Origin of the sequence: Micromonospora sp. WMMD712 (assembly GCF_029581295.1) — a bacterium.
GTDB lineage: Bacteria > Actinomycetota > Actinomycetes > Mycobacteriales > Micromonosporaceae > Micromonospora > Micromonospora carbonacea.
In genome coordinates this window covers 1-15,062 of the sequence record NZ_CP120743.1, presented here as the reverse complement: position 1 = coordinate 15,062, position 15,062 = coordinate 1, and the positions used below count along the sequence as shown (strand labels likewise).

Sequence of the window (15,062 nt, the reverse complement as noted above, 5' to 3'; positions counted from 1 at the left end):
GTTCGAGCAAAACGGACCAGACGGGTGCCGGTCAGCCGGGCCAGCGCCCGGTCAGCACCGCGACGCCGTCGCCGTCGAGCTCGGGCAGGGCCACCCGCCGGCCGGTCAGCGTGAGCAGCAGCGCCTCGCCGGCGCCCCGGACCACCGGGCCCTCGCCCGCCGCCCAGCCCAGGTCGGTGGCCTCGAACCGCAGCCCGGCGACCCGGCGGCGGTCGACGAAGCCGACGGCCCGGCCGCCGGTCAGGAAGTCCAGCGACGTGCGCAGCCGCAGTGGGTCCAGGTCGGCGGGCAGGCCCAGCGGGCGGCGGATGTCCTGCCCGTGCACCTGCACGTCGGTGAGCTGCCCGAAGAACCCGACCACGGGCGGCCGGAACGGGTGCTCCGCGTGGGTCCGCAGCGCCGCGGCCAGCTCGGCCGCCGGCCGGCGGGCCACCTGGCTGGCCAGGCGCGCGTTCGCCGCGTGCAGATTGAAACCGGAGCGCAGCACGAGCGGCAGGATCCGCCACGGGCTGACCACCAGCGGCGACACCAGGTGGCCGGCGACCTCCCGCACGGTCCAGGCCCCGCACAGGCTGGGGGTGTCGAGCTGGGCGGGGGTCAGCGAGTCGAGCAGGTCGGCGATGCGGCGGCGTTCGGCGGCGATCATCGCCAGCAGGTCGGAGGGCACGGCGACATTCTGCCCCCTGCGCGCCGCCCCCGGCACCGGCCGTGCGGTCCGCCCCGCCGGCCGGCGGACCGCCGTGCCGCCGGTCGCCGACGGCCGGCCCCGCCGGTCAGGCGGACGCCGGCCGCCCCAGCACCGCGCCCAGCTCGGCGCGGGTGGAGATGCCGAGCTTGCGGTAGGCCCGGGCGAGGTTGGCCTCGACGGTCTTCGGGCTGATGAACAGCGTGTCGGCGATGACCCGGTTGGTGCGCCCCTGCGCGGCCAGCCGGGCCACCCGCTCCTCGGTGGCGGTGAGCGTGGTCGGCGCGGCCGTCCGCCGGCCGATCCGGTCCAGCTCAGAGCGCGCGGCGGCGGCGAACGCGGCGGCGTCGAGCACGCCGAACTCCGCCTCGGCCGCCTCCAGCGCCGCGCGGGCCTCCCGGCGACGCCGGGCCCGCCGCAGCGCCCGGCCGGCGACCAGCAGGCAGCGGGCACGGTCCAGCGGCAGCACGTCCGCCGGTACGGCCGCCCGCGCGGCGTGCAGCGCGGCGAGGGCCGGTGACGTGTCGACGCCTGCGGCGCCGTCGACCAGCACCCGGCTGCGGGCCAGCCCGAGGGTGGTCCACGGCCGGGGCAGCCGACCGTGCCGCTCGGCGAGGCGGGCCAGGGCCCGGCCCGCCGTGTCGAGGTCACCGCAGCCGACGCACGCCTCGATCCAGTCCGGCTCGAAGCGCAACGCGACCGGCTCGGCGATCCCGGAGCCGGCCAGCGCCCCCGCCAGCTCGCCGTACGCGGCGGCGGCCTCGGCGGCCCGGCCGGCGGACAACGCCACGAACCCGGCCAGTTGCAGGTGGATGCGCCGGCTCCAGGCGTCGTCGACCTCCCGGGCCCGGCGCAGTCCCGCCTCCGCGACCCCGGCGGCCTCGGCCAGCCGCCCCCGGTACGCGGCCAGCGTCCCCGCCAGCCAGGTCTCCCCGACCAGCGCGCTGCCGAGCTGCTCGCCCAGCTCCCGGGCGGCGGCGACGTGCGCCTCGGCCGCGGCGAACCGGCCGGCCAGCAGCTCCGCCTCGCCGAGGTGGGTGAGCAGCTCGTGCTGCCACGGCTCGTCGCCCCGCGCCGCCGCCCGGGCGCGCATGTCGTGCAGCCGTTCCCGCGCCCGGGCGTGGTCGTCGGTGGCCTTCCACCAGATCGCCGGGATCGTGCCGGCCAGCCACGACGGCTCGCCGGCCTCCAGTTCCAGCGCCCGGTCGAGCAGCCCGGTACGGGCGGGCCGCCCCGCGCGCACCTCGTGGAAGAACAGCAGCAGCAGCGACGCGGTCAGCAGGGGCCGGTCCCCGTCCGCGCCGAGCAGGGCGATGGCGGCCTCGGCGTGCCGCCGGGCGGCCCCGGGCCCGTCGTGGAACAGGGTGAGGTGGGCGTGGATCCGCCCCGCGAGGGGGCCGCCGTCGGCGGCGGCCAGCGCGCGCTCGCCCGTGGACACGGCGGTGGCGAGGTCGTCGGCGAACCACGCGACCAACGCGCGCAGCAGCAGCGCCTCCGCTCGCGCCTGCCCGGTGAGCTGCCCGGTCGCGGCGTCGGCCGCCGCGCCGGCCGCCGCGTGGTCGCCGCTGTCGATGCGGCAGCGCACCGCGGCCAGGCGACGCCGGTCCCGGGCGTCGGCCTGGCCGGCGGGCGTGAGCTGCGCGGCCCGCTCGAACAGGTCGGCGGCGACGGCGGGGGCGCCCCGGGCGTGCTGGCGCTCGGCGGCGGCGGCCAGCTCGGCGGCGACCGCGCCGTCCGGCCCGACGGCGCACCGGGCGAGCTGCCGGGCGCGTTCGTCGGGGTCCGGCACCGCGTCGGCCAGCGCCCGGTGCAGCCGTCGGCGGACCCCGGGCGGGATGCCGCCACGGACGGCGGCGGCATAGCTGGGGTGGACGAAGCCGACCCGGTCCGGGGCGACGCGCAGCAGGCCGGCCTCCTCCGCGGCGTCCCACGCGTCCGCCGGCACCCCGGCCGCGGCGAGGTCCGGCAGGGTGGGGACGGTCAGCAGCGCCGCCAGCCGCACCGCGTCCCGGGTGCGGGCGGGCAGCGCCCGCAGCGCGTCGGCGAGCAGCTGCCGCAGCGACGACGGCACCGGCAGGTCCTCGCCGGGCCCCGGCGGGCGGGGCAGGCGCAGCACCGCCCGGGCCATCTCGATGGCCAGCAGCGGGTTGCCGCCGGCGTCGCGGACGATCCGGGCGAACAGCGGGCGGCTGACCGCGCCGTCCAGCCGGGCCCGGACGATGTGGTGCAGGGAGCCGGCGTCCAGCGGGGGCAGGGCGACGCGGGTCACCGGCGCGCCGCCCGGCCGGTCGTCGTCGAGGCCGAGGGGCGCGGCGGCGGGCCCGGGACCGTCCGTGCGCCGGGCGACCAGCACGACCGGCCGGGGCGCGAGCCGGCGCAGCGCGAACCGCAACGCCCGCTCGCTCGGCGCGTCGAGCCAGGGCGCGTCGTCGACGGCGAGCAGCACCGGGGGCCCCGCGCCGAGCGCGGCCTCGATCAGGGCCCGGGTCGCCGCGCCGACCGCCCGTTCGTCGACCGCCTCGTCGCCGGACGCGGCCAGCAGCACCATCTCGGCGGCGGCGCGCTGCGGCGGGGGCAGGGCCGGCACCGCGGCGGCCAGCGGCCGGAGCAGGTCGGCCAGCGCGGCGAACGGCAGCGCCGCCTCGGCCTCGGTCGGGGCGCAGGTGAGCGTCGCCCAGCCGGCCCGCTCGGCCCGGGCGACGAGGGCCCGCCAGAGGGCGGTCTTGCCGATGCCGCTGCGGCCTTCCACGAGCACCGGCGCTCCCGCGCCCAGCGCCCGCCACGCCCGGTCGGCGACCGCGTCGCGCCCCACCAGGGAGGTGTCCATGGCGGGATGATGGCACGCGGCCGCCACCCGGGGGCGGCGCGCCGCCGGCGGGACGGGGCGGCGGCCGGGCCTCAGAGCCGGCCGGCGACGGCGCGGGCGAGGGCCTCCAACGGCTCGCGGTTCTCCTCGGGGGCGTTGAGCCGCACCAGCCGGACGGCCACCCACCTGCCGGAGGCGTTGACGAAGACCGAGTCGTCGGTCGCGTACGCCTCGTCGCCCACGCCGGACAGTGCCCGCGTCTCGTGCCCGAGCGCCCGTTCGGTGTCGAGGTACGTCTTCGCGCCCGCACCGACGAAGACCTCGACCTGCGCGGTCGGCCCGTCGACCGGCGCGGTGTAGGTGCAGGTGTCCCCGACCGGCCTGCCGTCGTCCAGTCCCCGGCCGGCGAGCTGCTCGGCCTCGGCCTTGCGGACCAGGGCGCAGGGGTCGGGCAGGCCCAGCGCGTCGTCTCCCGGCCCGGGTGGCTGCCCGTCGGTCGGGTCGGCCGCCCCGCCGGTCCGGGCGGCGGTCGGTGCGGCCGACCCGCCGGGCTGCGTCGCCACCGGGGCGGGCCGGTCGGCGGCGTCGCCCGGGTCGGCGGAGAGCGGGCCGGCCAGCCGGCCGCAGGCGGCGGGGGCAAGCAGGGCGAGCAGCAGAACGGGGGCCAGGCGACGGGCCCGGGCCGGGCGCCGGCGGGCCGAGGGGTACGTGCGACGGGACATGCGCCTGACGCTAGGGCCCCGCGCCCGCGCGCCAATCGGGTGTTTCCCTATCCGATAGCGGGACCGGGATTGTGTCGATCATCGATCTGCGCTCTGCTTGGCGAAAGCGCTTGCCCCGTGGGCGGCGCGGCCCGTCCGACGGACGGGCGTCCGGGCACGGACCAGGGTCCGCTCCGGCATCCGGCGGGCACCGGCTGCCGGCGTCCTCGCGGGCCCCACGTACAGCCAGGGAGCACCATGCTGCACAGACAGCGCCGAAAGTCCCTTGCCGTCGTCACCGCGGCGGCGGCCACGCTGGCCGCCGCGGGGGTCGTGGCCACCGCGGGCGTCGCACAGGCCGCCGCCGGCTGCCGCGTCAGCTACGTGGTCGGCTCGCAGTGGCCGGGCGGCTTCTCCACCACCGTCACCCTCACCAACGTCGGCGACCCCATCACCTCGTGGCAGCTCACCTGGTCGTTCGGCGCCGGCCAGACGATCACCCAGGCGTGGAACGCCACCGTCACGCAGAGCGGCAGCGCGGTCACCGCCACCAACGCGAGCTTCAACGGCAACCTCGCCACCAACGCGTCGGCCGCCTTCGGCTTCAACGGCACGTGGAACAACAGCAGCAACCCGACGCCGACCAGCTTCGCGGTCAACGGCGTCACCTGCACCGGCGGGACCAGCCCGACCACGCCGGGCAACCCGACCACCCCACCGCCCACCACCCCGCCACCGACCACGCCGCCGCCCACCACGCCGCCGCCGACCGGATCCTGGCCGACGCCGACCGGGCAGGTCGGCGTCAACGGCACGATCGCGGTCTCCGGCGTGTTCGACGGCGGCATGCGCCGCTACTGCTGCATCGGCGACGGCAGCCAGGAGGAGAGCCAGGACCCGATGTTCCAGCTCGCCGCCGGGGCCACCCTGCAGAACGTCATCATCGGCGGGCCCGCCGGCGACGGCGTGCACTGCGCCGGGTCCTGCACGCTGCGCAACGTGTGGTGGGAGGACGTGGGCGAGGACGCCGCCACGTTCCGCGGCAGCGGGTCGCCCACCTTCCTGGTCGACGGCGGCGGCGCGCGCAGCGCCAGCGACAAGGTCTTCCAGCACAACGGGGCGGGCACGCTGACCGTCCAGAACTTCCAGGCGACCAACTTCGGGACGTTCTACCGCTCCTGCGGCAACTGCTCCACCCAGTACAAGCGCAGCGTCGTCATCCGTAACAGCACGCTGACCCGCCCCGGCAACACGGTGGCCGGGATCAACGTCAACTACGGCGACACCGCCCGGTTCTCGGGCATCACGATCGTCAACGACCCCAGCCGGGCGATGGTGATCTGCCGCAAGTACAACGGCAACAACACCGGCAGCGAACCCACCCAGGTCGGCACCGGGGCCGACGGCACCAACTGCCTCTACTCCTCGTCCGACCTGACCTACCGGTAGTCCCCCGCCGGCGTCGCGGGCCCGCAGCGTCGCGGGTCCGCGACGCCGACGCCGGGCCCGCGCGTGGCCTACCGGGCCGCCATGCGGCGGGTCAGCTCGGCCGCCCGGAACGCGGCGACCTCGCGCGCCTTCGCCGCCACGAACCGCCGCAGCGGCGCCGGCGCGTCGGCGGTCACCCCTTCCCTCACCCGGGTGCCGCCCGCCTCGGCGGCCAGGTCCACCACCGCGCGCAACGACACCCAGCCGGGGCTACGCACGTCGCTGACCAGTTGCGCGCCCGGCCGGGTCGCCACCATCCGTACCCGGATCGGGTTGTCCCACCGCACCGGCCCGACCAGCCGGAACCGCTCGACGGCGAGGTAGCGGGCGACCGCCCGGCCCCGCGCGTCGTGGCCGGTGCGCACGTCGCGGACCGCCACGATCAGCGGCGACAGCCCGACGTAGCTGAACGGGTCGGACAGGTGCTGGTAGACCTCGTCCGGTGACGCCGCGACGACGCAGGTCGTCTCGAACGCGACCGGAGGTCTGCGGGCGTCGGGCACGTCGACATCCTGCCACGCCGAGGCGGCGGCACCGTCGGGAAGGGACATTGCCCAGGACATCGACGCACATTATTATGTCAACGCCGTTCCGCGAGCGGCTGGACGGGGAGGGCGGAGATGAGCGGGAGACCCTCCCTGGCCATCGGCATCGCCTCCTCGGCGTCGCACCGCCGCCGTCTCGCCGAGCTGTTCGGCGGGTCCGAGGCCGTCCTGATCGTCTCCAGCGTGGACCAGGCGCGACGGTTCCTCGGCGTGGCCGGCGGGCCCGCCGACGCGCCCGCCGACGCGGCGACCCACCGGGTCGCGGTCACCGCCGTCGCGCCGGCCGCGACCGCGCTGAGCATCGACTCCGACCGGCGGGTGCTGCGCTGGCGCAACCGCGAGATCGGGCTGACCCCGCTGGAGCACGACCTGCTGCGCTGCCTGGTGGGCACGCCCGGGCACACCTGGACCCACCGGCGGCTGCACCGCGAGGTCTGGGGCACCGAGCGCCTCGGCCGCGGCTCCGACCTGCACTCGGTGGTGCGCCGGGTGCGGCGCAAGCTGGCCCGGCTGGGCGTGCCGGCGACCATCGACGCGGTCCGGGGGGTCGGCTTCCGGCTGGCGCTGCCCTGAGCCCCGCCCGCCGTCGCCCCCGAACACGCCGTGCTCGCGCCGACCCCCGGCCGGCCCGCCCGCAGGCGCCGCCGGCCCGCCCGGTCGGTTGACCGGGCGGGCCGGGGTCGTCCCGTCAGCCGCCGCGGGTCAGCAGCGGATCGGCGTCAACGCGAAGTTCTCCACCGTGGGCGTACTGGTGTTGATCTTCGTCTGGCGGGTCTGCGGCTTCCAGCCGTCCTTCGCGACGATCAACGTGAGCGGGTTGTTCCGCTTGTCCAGCCAGTACGCGTACCGGCCCTGGTCGTCGGTGGCGAACGTCCACGACATCGCCCACGAGTCGACCTGCACCACCGCCCCGGGCAGCGGCGCGCCGACGCCCTGGCAGCTCGTCCCGGTCACCGTGCCCAGCAGCTTGCCCCAGGTCTTCGGCGGCTGGGCGGTCATCGTGACCGACACCGGCGCGACCGTGTACGGGGTGTCCTCGGTGATCACCACCGACGCCGTGTACGTGCCCGGCTGGTCGACGGTGGCCGAGATCCCGACGGTGACCGTGACCTTCTCGCCCGGCGCCAGCGTGGCGGCCGTCTTGTCGATCGTCAGCCAGCTGACGTCCGCGGCGGCCTCGGCGCACTCGCCGAAGCCGGGCAGCGCCTCGCTGTCCGGCGTCGCCGTGAAGCCGCCCGAGGAGCCGCCGACCTTGTAGAAGCCGCACGCCGCGCCGCCCCGGTACCGGGCGGTGTTGGCGTTCGGCAGGGCCGACCACGAGTTGCCCGCCGGGTCGTAGGCGAAGCCGGCGTTGGTGATCGCCCCGCCCTGCGAGCCGCCGACGACCAGCAGCTTGCCGTTGGCGACGGCGAACGAGCTGGCCCAGTTGTCGGCCGGCGCGTCGGCGATCGCGGTCCAGGCGTTGGTGCCCGGGTCGAAGGCGTAGCCGGCCTTCTGCGGCACGGTGCCGTCGTTGCCGCCGGTGCAGTAGACGACGCCGCCGATGCCGCCGCAGGACAGGAACGCCACCGACTTCGGGTAGTCGGGCAGCGTCTCCCAGGTGTCGCTGGCCGGGTCGTACCGGACTACGTCGTTGGACATCGGCGTGCAGTTCGCCGTCGTGCAGCCGCCCACCGCGTAGAGCTTGCCGGCGGCGACGGCCTGGCCGGCGGCCGCCCGGGGCAGCGGGTTGTTCGCCTTCTTCGTCCAGGCGTCGGCCGCCGGGTCGTACGACCAGGTGGCGGCGTCGGGGCCGGACGCGCCCCAACCGCCGGTCACGACGATCTTCCCCTCGACGACGCCGGCCGTGACGGCGTTGCGCGCGCCCGGCAGGTCGGCGATCGGGGCCCACGTCTGGGCGATGGGGTCGTAGGCGTAGTTCTTCGCCGACGACGCCGTGCCGTTGCCGCCGGCGATCGAATACACCTTGCCGTCCAGGCTGACCACCCGGTTGTCCATGATGTTGGCCGGGAAGTCGGTGACGTCCGTCCAGGGCGCGGCCTGCGGGCCGGTCGGGGCCGGGGCCACCGCGGCGGCGTTGCCGGACGCCCGCGCGGCCAGCGACGTGGCGGCCGTGATCCGCTGCTCCGGGGCCCCCTCGGCGGCCAGGATCTGCCGCTGGGTCACCCGGGAGCCGTCGGCCCGCAGCAGCTCGAACCCGCCGTCGCGCTCGCCGAAGCGGACGTCGACGGGTGCCCCGCCGGTGTTGGTCACGGTGAAGGTCTTGGCGACGGTGCCGGTGGGCATCCGCACCGTGCCGCTGACCTCCGCCGGCTGCACGGACAGCCGGCCCGCCGCGAGCTTGAAGGTCGCGGTGGTGGCCCAGTCGGCCTCCACGGTGACCTGCTTGCCCTGGCTGAGATAGCCACCGGCCTTGGCGGTGAACCGGTGCGCGCCGGTCAGCGAGGAGAACAACCAGTAGAAGCCGTCGGGCAGCTCGGTGTCGTCGGGGGTGGCCACGGTGGTGGCCGTCTCCGCCGGCCGGTCGTCGCTGGTGACGGTCGCGCCGTTGACGTAGCCGTTGTCGTTGGCGTCGCGGACGTGGCCGAGCACCAGGCCACCGTCGGTCGGCGCGCAGGTGACCTCGCTGCCGATCAGCACGTTGTCGACCTGCCACCACCACTCCCAGGTGGCGTCGTAGTAGTGGAACCGCACCTGGACCCGGGACTCGCCCGCCGCCTGCGGGATCGCGATCTCGGTGACCCGCGGCCCGCGCACGTCCGCCGCCTGCCGCAGCACGTTGGCCCAGGTCGCGCCGCCGTCCACGCTGAGGTCGACGTCGGCCCGCTCGGAGCTGACCCAGTTGAGGTCCTGGTTGAACCGGATCACCGGCGCGGCGACGTCGGTGAGGTCGACGACCGGGCTGACCAGCGAGGTGTCCTGCTTGCCGCCGCTGCCGTAGTCGTCGCTGTCGACGATCGCGAAGCCGCCGGTGCCGCCGGTGAGGTTGCCCCGGCCACCCGCGTCGGTGAACTGCCACCCCTGGCCGGTGCCGGCGTTGTCCACGACCGACCAGCCGGCCGGGGCGCGGTCGCCGTCGAAGGTCTCGTACACCCCGTCGGAGCCGTACCCGTAGCCGGGCGCGGTGGTGCAGGCGGCCGGGTCCACGGTGACGGCGACGTTCTGGGTCTTGTTGCCGGCGCCGACCACGACCTCGCGGGTCACCGTCTGGTAGCCCGGGTACTGCGGCTCCACCTTCAGCTTGTACGTGGCCGAGGCGGGCAGGGTGAGGCTGTAGCGGCCGTTGCCGGGGGTGGTGTAGTCGGACACCGGGAGGCCCTCGACGCTGACCTTGGCGTACACCGGCCAGCCGTGGCCGGAGCCGTCGGTGACCGAGCCGCTGACGGTGACCGACGGCACCGCCGTCAGCGCGACGTCGAGCGTCGTTGTCGCGGCGGCGCGGACCGTGGCGGGCAGGGTCCGGGCGGCGTAGCCGAACGCGGTCACGGCGACCTGGTAGTCGCCGGCGGGCAGCAGGGACGAGTACCTGCCGTCGGCGCCGGTGGTGAGCTGCCGGGACGCCGGGCCGGTGAGGGCGACCGTGGCGCCGGGGACCGGGTCGCCGGTGGCGGCGTCGGTGACCGTGCCGGCGAGGGTGCCGGTGTCCCCGATCGGGGCGGCGTCGAGCAGCGCGAGGGCGTCGAGGCGGCCCTCGCCGTAGACGTTGTTGTCGTCGGCGGTGCCGCCGCACTGGGCGTCGGCGGTGTCGATCGCCGAGTCGTCCAGCAGGGCGCGGGTGGCCGCGACGTCGCCGACCAGCGCGGGCGCCGCCGACCACAGCAGCGCGACCGCGCCCGCGAGGTGCGGGGAGGCCATCGAGGTGCCGCTCAGGCTGCCGTAGCCGCCGCCGGGGATGCTGGAGCGGACGTTGACGCCGGGCGCGGAGATGTCGGGTTTGACGGCCCCGCCCTGGCCGGCGCCCCGGGCGGAGAAGCTGGCGATGGTGTTGTTGACGTCGTACGCGCCGGTGGAGTAGTTGCTGGACCGGCTGCCCGGCGAGCCGCTGGTCTGGCAGGCCGGGCCGCTGTTGCCGTTGGACCAGGCGCCGAAGATGCCCGACGCGGCCCAGGCCAGCGTCACGTCCTCCATGAACGGGTCGTTGGAGGGCAGCCGGGTGCCCCACGAGTTGTTGATGACGTGGGGTCGCTTGCTCGCGTCGGGGTTCTCGCCGTCGAGGTCGGTGGGTTCGAGCATCCACTGGCCGGAGGCGATCAGCGCCGCGTCGGTCGGGCAGCAGCCGTTGGCCGCGATCCACCGGACGCCGGGCGCGACACCGATCTGGTTGGCGCCGTCGGCGCCGGCCATCGTGCCCATCGTGTGGGTGCCGTGGCCGTCGCCGTCGCAGGGGCCGGCGGCGCAGTCGCCGGCCGCGTCGAACCAGTTGTAGTTGTGGTCGAAGGTGCCGTCGCCGTTGTTGCCCCGGTACGCCCGCACCAGTGCCGGGTGGTCGAACTGCACGCCGGAGTCGATGCTCGCCACCGTGATGCCGGCGCCGGTGACGCCGTAGCGCGACCAGACGTCGTCGGCGTTGATGTTGGCGATGCCCCACTCCAGGGCGTTGGCCGTCTTCTCGTCGGTCCCCTTCGTGACCTCGGGGAGCTCGTAGGCGACCGGCGCGTAGACGCCGTCGACCTCGGCGTGCGCGGCGAGGCTCTGCGCCATCGTCAGGGAGCCGCTGCTGACCTTGATGGCGTTGGTCGCCCAGAAGCTCTGGTACTTCGCGCCCGAGCCGTCGAGCTCGGCGCGGACCTTGGCCTGGCTGTCGGCGGCGGTACGCCGCAGGGCGTCCGCCACGGCGGCGCCCCGCTTGGTCCAGTCGGCGGTCGCGGCGGCCTTGCTCAGGTCCGCCCGGGCACCGAAGTGGATCCAGAAGTCGCTCTCGGTCTTGGTCTGGAGCCGTTGGACCAGCTCGGGCCGGATCTTGTCCGCGGGCGTGCCGCCCGGCGCGGCCTGCGCCCCGGGGGCGGTCGTGGCCAGGGCCGTCGCCGCGAGGGCGAGCGCCGCACCGGCGCTCACCAGGCGCCTGGCCAGGCCCCTGGGGTGTGGACGTCTCAGCATTCGGTGCCGCCTCCTGCACGAACGACCCGCGGTTGGTCGGGCCGTGGCAGGGGTACAACGACCGAGCCTCCCGTCTGGACGCACGGCGACGAACCCCCGGGCCCCTCAGGCGTCGTGCGGGTCACGCCGGCCGCCTGTGGGCAAACTATGATCGACAAAGATGAAGGATCAAGCACGCGACGTGAGCAACTCGTCGCTACGAGCAGCCCGACCGGCCACGCCGCCCGCCCGTCGCTGTCACGGCGCTGACAGACTCGGGCAGCGGCGGGCGGCCCCGTCCGCGTGGGCGCGGTGAACGGCGGCGACGGCGGCCCGCCGGCGGGCCCCCTCGACGAGGCGGGGCCGACGGTCCCGCTGGTGATCGCGGTGACCCCGTCGCCGGCCGAACGGATCCGGCTCGCCGAGCGCCTCGACGGCATCGCGCCCCTGCTGCTGGTCGCCGACCTCGACGAGTTGCGCCGGCTGATCGCCGTCCCGCCGGGGCCGCCGGCCGCCACGACTCCCGACCCGGACGACACGCTGTGGATCGACTCGGCCCGGTCGACGGCCCGCTACGGCGGGCGCGAGGTCTTCCTCACCCGGCTCGAACGCGACCTGCTGGCCCGCCTGACCAGCGAGCCGGTGCGGGTCTGGAGCTACGCGGAGCTGCACCGCACGGTCTGGCACGACGAGGGGCGCCAGCGCACGGCCGGCGTGCAGTCCCTGGTGAAGCGGCTGCGCCGCAAGCTCGACCAGCTCGGCACGGGCGTCACCGTCGTCGCGGTACGGGGGGTCGGGTTCCGGCTGACCGACCACCGGCGGCCCCGCATCGACGGCGGGTGAGGCCGCGGCGTGACGGTGCAGGATGGGGGCATGACCGGGCTCGTCGGGCGGGACGACCAGATCCGCCTGCTCGGGGATCTGCTCACCCGCGCGATCGGGGGGCGGGGCGGCGCGCTGGTGTTGCGCGGCGAGGCCGGGATCGGCAAGTCGGCCCTGCTGGAGCACGTGGTCCGGGCCGGGCACGGGCGCGGGGTGCGCGTGCTGGAGGTGACCGGCGTGCAGGCCGAGGGGCAGATCCCGTACGCCGGGCTCGACCACCTGCTCCGCCCGCTGCGCCCCGCCCCGACGTTGGCGGACACGCCGTACCGCCGGGCCGTCGAGGTGCTGCACCTGCTCGGCGAGCCGGAGCAGCCCACGCTGCTCGCGGTCGAGGACGCGCACTGGCTGGACGCCGCGACCTGGGAGACCCTGACGTTCCTCAGCCGGCGGCTCGGGTCGGACCGGGTCGCCGTGGTCATGGCGGTACGCGACGGCGAGGACGTCGACCGGCGGCTCACCAGGGCGGGGCTGCCCGAACTGCGGCTGGAGCCGCTGACCAGGGCCGACGCCGAGACGCTGTTGGACAGGGCCGCGCCCCGGTTGGCCCCCCGGCTGCGGGGCAGGGTGCTGGCCGAGGCCGCCGGGAACCCGCTGGGCATCGTGGAGCTGGGCGGGTCGGTGGCCCGGCTCGGCGACGGCGCGCTGTCGCCGTCGGCGCTGCCGCTGAGCGCGCGGGTGGAGCGGACCTTCGGCGGGCTGGTCGCCGACCTGCCGCCGCGGACCCGGACCCTGCTGCTGGTCGCGGCGCTGAACGACGGGTCCGGCCTGGACGAGATCCTGGCGGCGGCCACGCTCCTCGGCGGCGTCGAGGTGCCCACCGAGGCGATCCAGCCGGCGGTGACCGCCCGCCTGGTCGCCGTCGACGAGCAGTACGAGCTGCGGTTCCGACACCCGTTGCTGCGCTCGGCGCTGCGCCAGCAGGCCGCGCCCGCGGACCGTCGGCGCGTGCACGCGGCGCTGGCCGAGGTGCTGGCCGCCAGCCCGCAGCGCCAGCTCTGGCACCGGGCCTCGGCCGCGCCGGGCCCGGACGAGGCGCTGGCCCGGGAGCTGACCGACGTGGCGGCCGCCGCCGCGCCGCGTCAGGCGCCGCTCGCGCTGGCCGCGCTCACCCGGGCCGTCCAGCTCAGCCGGGACCCGGCCGCGCGCGGCCACCGGCAGGTGTCGAGCTGTCTCGTGGCGCACGAGCAGGGCGACCAGCACACCGTGCGGCGGCTGCTCGGCGAGATCGACGAGAGCGTCCTGCGGCCGGCCGACCACGCCCGGCTGACCTGGTTGCGCGAGACGTACCTCCCGATCGCCTGGTCCGGGCCGGAGCGGCTGTTGACCTACGCCGACCTGATCGACACGATGCGCCGCGACGGCGACCCCGAACGCGCCCTCCAGGCGATGAACGACCTGGCGCTGCGCGTCTACTACTCCAACGTGCCGACGCCCGTCCGCGACCGGTTCACCGAGGTCACGCTCGCGCTCGGGTCGATCGACGACGACCCGCGCGTGCCCGCCATCCTGCTGCTGGTCGCACCGGTCGAGCACGGCGTCGCCGCGCTGCGCCGGCTGGAGCGCCTGGCGCACCGGATGGACCTGCCACCGGCCCTGCGCAGCGACCTGTCGATCGCGGCCTGGGCCATCGGCGCGTTCGACCTCGCCGGGACGTTCGCGCTGTCCGCCGCGGCCGAGGTCCGCGCGCAGGGCCGGATCGGCGTCCTCTCCCAGGCGCTCAACGCGGCCGCGGCGGCGTACGCGGCGCTGGGCGACACCCGGGCCGCGGTGCCGCTGGCCGCCGAGTGCATCAGCCTGGCGGAGGAGACCGGGCTGCCGATGTGGGCGCTGGGCGGCGGCCTCACCATGGGCCTGGTCGAGGCGCTGCGGGGCGACGTCGCCGCCGCCCATCGCCGGGCCGAGGCCGCCGAGCAGGCGCTCGCCGCCGGCCGGCGGCTGCCGATGCTGGCCCTCGTGCAGCGCATCCGGGGCGTCGCCGCGCTCGCCGAGGGCTACCCCGACGACGCGTTCCGGCAGCTCATGCGGATCTTCGACCCGGCGGACAGCGCCTACTTCCCGGCCCACCAGCTGCTCGTGCTCGGGCACCTGGCCGAGGCGGCCCTGCTCGGCGGCTTCCAGGACGAGCTGCGCCCGGTGGTCCGCGACCTGGAGCCGGTCGCCGCGGCCAGCGGGTCGCCCGCGCTGCGGGTCGGCCTCGGCTACGCCCGCGCGGTGCTCGACGGGGACCACGAGGCCGCGCTGGCCGGGGACCTGACCGGCTGGCCGTTCGACCGGGCCCGCCTCCAGCTCGCGCACGGCACGGCGCTGCGGCGGGCGCACCGGGTCACGGAGAGCCGGCCGCCGCTGCGGGCCGCCGTGGCCACCTTCGACGCGCTCGGCGTCACGCCGTGGGCCGACCGGGCCCGGGCGGAGCTGCGGGCCACGGGCGAGACACGGCGGCGGCCGACGGACGCGCTGACCGCCCTCACCCCGCAGGAGCAGCAGATCGCCCGGCTGGCCGCGGAGGGGCTGAGCAACCGGGAGATCGGCGCGCACCTGTTCCTGTCCCCCCGGACGGTCAGCACCCACCTGTACCGGATCTACCCGAAGATCCACGTCAAGTCGCGGGCGGAGCTGGCGCGCGTCATTACGTCATCCGACGTACGCTGAGCACTCGCAGGACTACCTAACGTGAGGCGCATGCCTGTTTCGCACACTGTCGATCCGCGCCGCCCGGCTCCGCGGCTGCGGATCCTCGGCCCGCTACGGGTCCGGCGCGGCGACGCCGAGGTCGACGCCGGGCCGCCGCAGCAACGCTGCCTGCTGGCGCTCCTGCTCGCCCGCGCGGGCCACCCGGTCGGCACGCCCGAGCTGGTCGACCTGCTCTGGGGGCCGGGCGC

At 76.5% G+C, this 15,062-nt stretch carries 9 protein-coding genes and 1 pseudogene; 5 read left to right on the top strand and 5 right to left on the bottom strand.

Features of this window, described 5'->3' with window-relative positions; genetic code table 11:
- Positions 1 to 31: 31 nt before the first annotated feature.
- From O7633_RS00050 to O7633_RS00040, 3 genes are all read right to left on the bottom strand, one after another.
- Entirely contained in the window at positions 32 to 667 is a 636-nt protein-coding gene (locus O7633_RS00050) for a maleylpyruvate isomerase family mycothiol-dependent enzyme (RefSeq protein WP_278134348.1), read from the bottom strand.
- Between the two features lie 106 nt (positions 668 to 773).
- Positions 774 to 3,512: an AAA family ATPase gene (locus tag O7633_RS00045; protein WP_282325230.1), complete on the bottom strand. Its 2,739-nt coding sequence runs from the start codon at positions 3,510 to 3,512 to the stop codon at positions 774 to 776.
- A gap of 71 nt (positions 3,513 to 3,583) precedes the next feature.
- Positions 3,584 to 4,213 (bottom strand): hypothetical protein, encoded by a 630-nt coding sequence (locus O7633_RS00040; RefSeq protein WP_282325229.1) that lies wholly within the window; start codon positions 4,211 to 4,213, stop codon positions 3,584 to 3,586.
- Positions 4,214 to 4,450: 237 nt separating this feature from the next.
- Here O7633_RS00040 and O7633_RS00035 point away from each other — a divergent pair, with 237 nt between their 5' ends.
- A complete protein-coding gene (locus O7633_RS00035) occupies positions 4,451 to 5,641 on the top strand; it encodes a pectate lyase (protein WP_282325228.1) in 1,191 nt (396 codons plus the stop codon).
- A gap of 68 nt (positions 5,642 to 5,709) precedes the next feature.
- Here O7633_RS00035 and O7633_RS00030 read toward each other — a convergent pair whose 3' ends face one another.
- Positions 5,710 to 6,243, bottom strand: a complete 534-nt coding sequence (locus O7633_RS00030; protein WP_256095827.1) for an SRPBCC family protein — start codon at positions 6,241 to 6,243, stop codon at positions 5,710 to 5,712.
- Positions 6,244 to 6,300: 57 nt separating this feature from the next.
- Here O7633_RS00030 and O7633_RS00025 point away from each other — a divergent pair, with 57 nt between their 5' ends.
- Positions 6,301 to 6,798 carry a winged helix-turn-helix domain-containing protein gene (locus tag O7633_RS00025; RefSeq protein ID WP_282325227.1) on the top strand — a complete coding sequence of 166 codons (498 nt, stop codon included), beginning with the start codon at positions 6,301 to 6,303 and terminating at the stop codon, positions 6,796 to 6,798.
- 129 nt (positions 6,799 to 6,927) lie between these two features.
- Here the strand turns inward: O7633_RS00025 and O7633_RS00020 are convergent, their stop codons facing one another.
- Entirely contained in the window at positions 6,928 to 11,280 is a 4,353-nt protein-coding gene (locus O7633_RS00020) for a carboxypeptidase regulatory-like domain-containing protein (protein WP_282325226.1), read from the bottom strand.
- 324 nt (positions 11,281 to 11,604) lie between these two features.
- Between O7633_RS00020 and O7633_RS00015 the strand changes: the two genes are divergently transcribed.
- The 3 genes and pseudogenes from O7633_RS00015 to O7633_RS00005 all read left to right on the top strand — a co-directional run.
- Positions 11,605 to 12,144 (top strand): winged helix-turn-helix domain-containing protein, encoded by a 540-nt coding sequence (locus tag O7633_RS00015; protein ID WP_282325225.1) that lies wholly within the window; start codon positions 11,605 to 11,607, stop codon positions 12,142 to 12,144.
- Positions 12,145 to 12,174: 30 nt separating this feature from the next.
- The gene (locus O7633_RS00010) at positions 12,175 to 14,832 is read left to right on the top strand and encodes an AAA family ATPase (RefSeq protein WP_282325224.1); all 2,658 of its coding nucleotides are present in this window, start codon (positions 12,175 to 12,177) and stop codon (positions 14,830 to 14,832) included.
- Positions 14,833 to 14,862: 30 nt separating this feature from the next.
- Positions 14,863 to 15,062 (top strand): annotated as a pseudogene (locus O7633_RS00005) (hypothetical protein); the annotation flags it as partial.

Coding starts and splice junctions, on each gene's coding strand:
- O7633_RS00045 (WP_282325230.1), bottom strand. CDS start 3,512: ATGGACACCTCCCTGGTGGGGCGCGACGCGGTCGCCGACCGGGCGTGG.
- O7633_RS00040 (WP_282325229.1), bottom strand. CDS start 4,213: ATGTCCCGTCGCACGTACCCCTCGGCCCGCCGGCGCCCGGCCCGGGCC.
- O7633_RS00035 (WP_282325228.1), top strand. CDS start 4,451: ATGCTGCACAGACAGCGCCGAAAGTCCCTTGCCGTCGTCACCGCGGCG.
- O7633_RS00030 (WP_256095827.1), bottom strand. CDS start 6,243: ATGTCCTGGGCAATGTCCCTTCCCGACGGTGCCGCCGCCTCGGCGTGG.
- O7633_RS00025 (WP_282325227.1), top strand. CDS start 6,301: ATGAGCGGGAGACCCTCCCTGGCCATCGGCATCGCCTCCTCGGCGTCG.
- O7633_RS00010 (WP_282325224.1), top strand. CDS start 12,175: ATGACCGGGCTCGTCGGGCGGGACGACCAGATCCGCCTGCTCGGGGAT.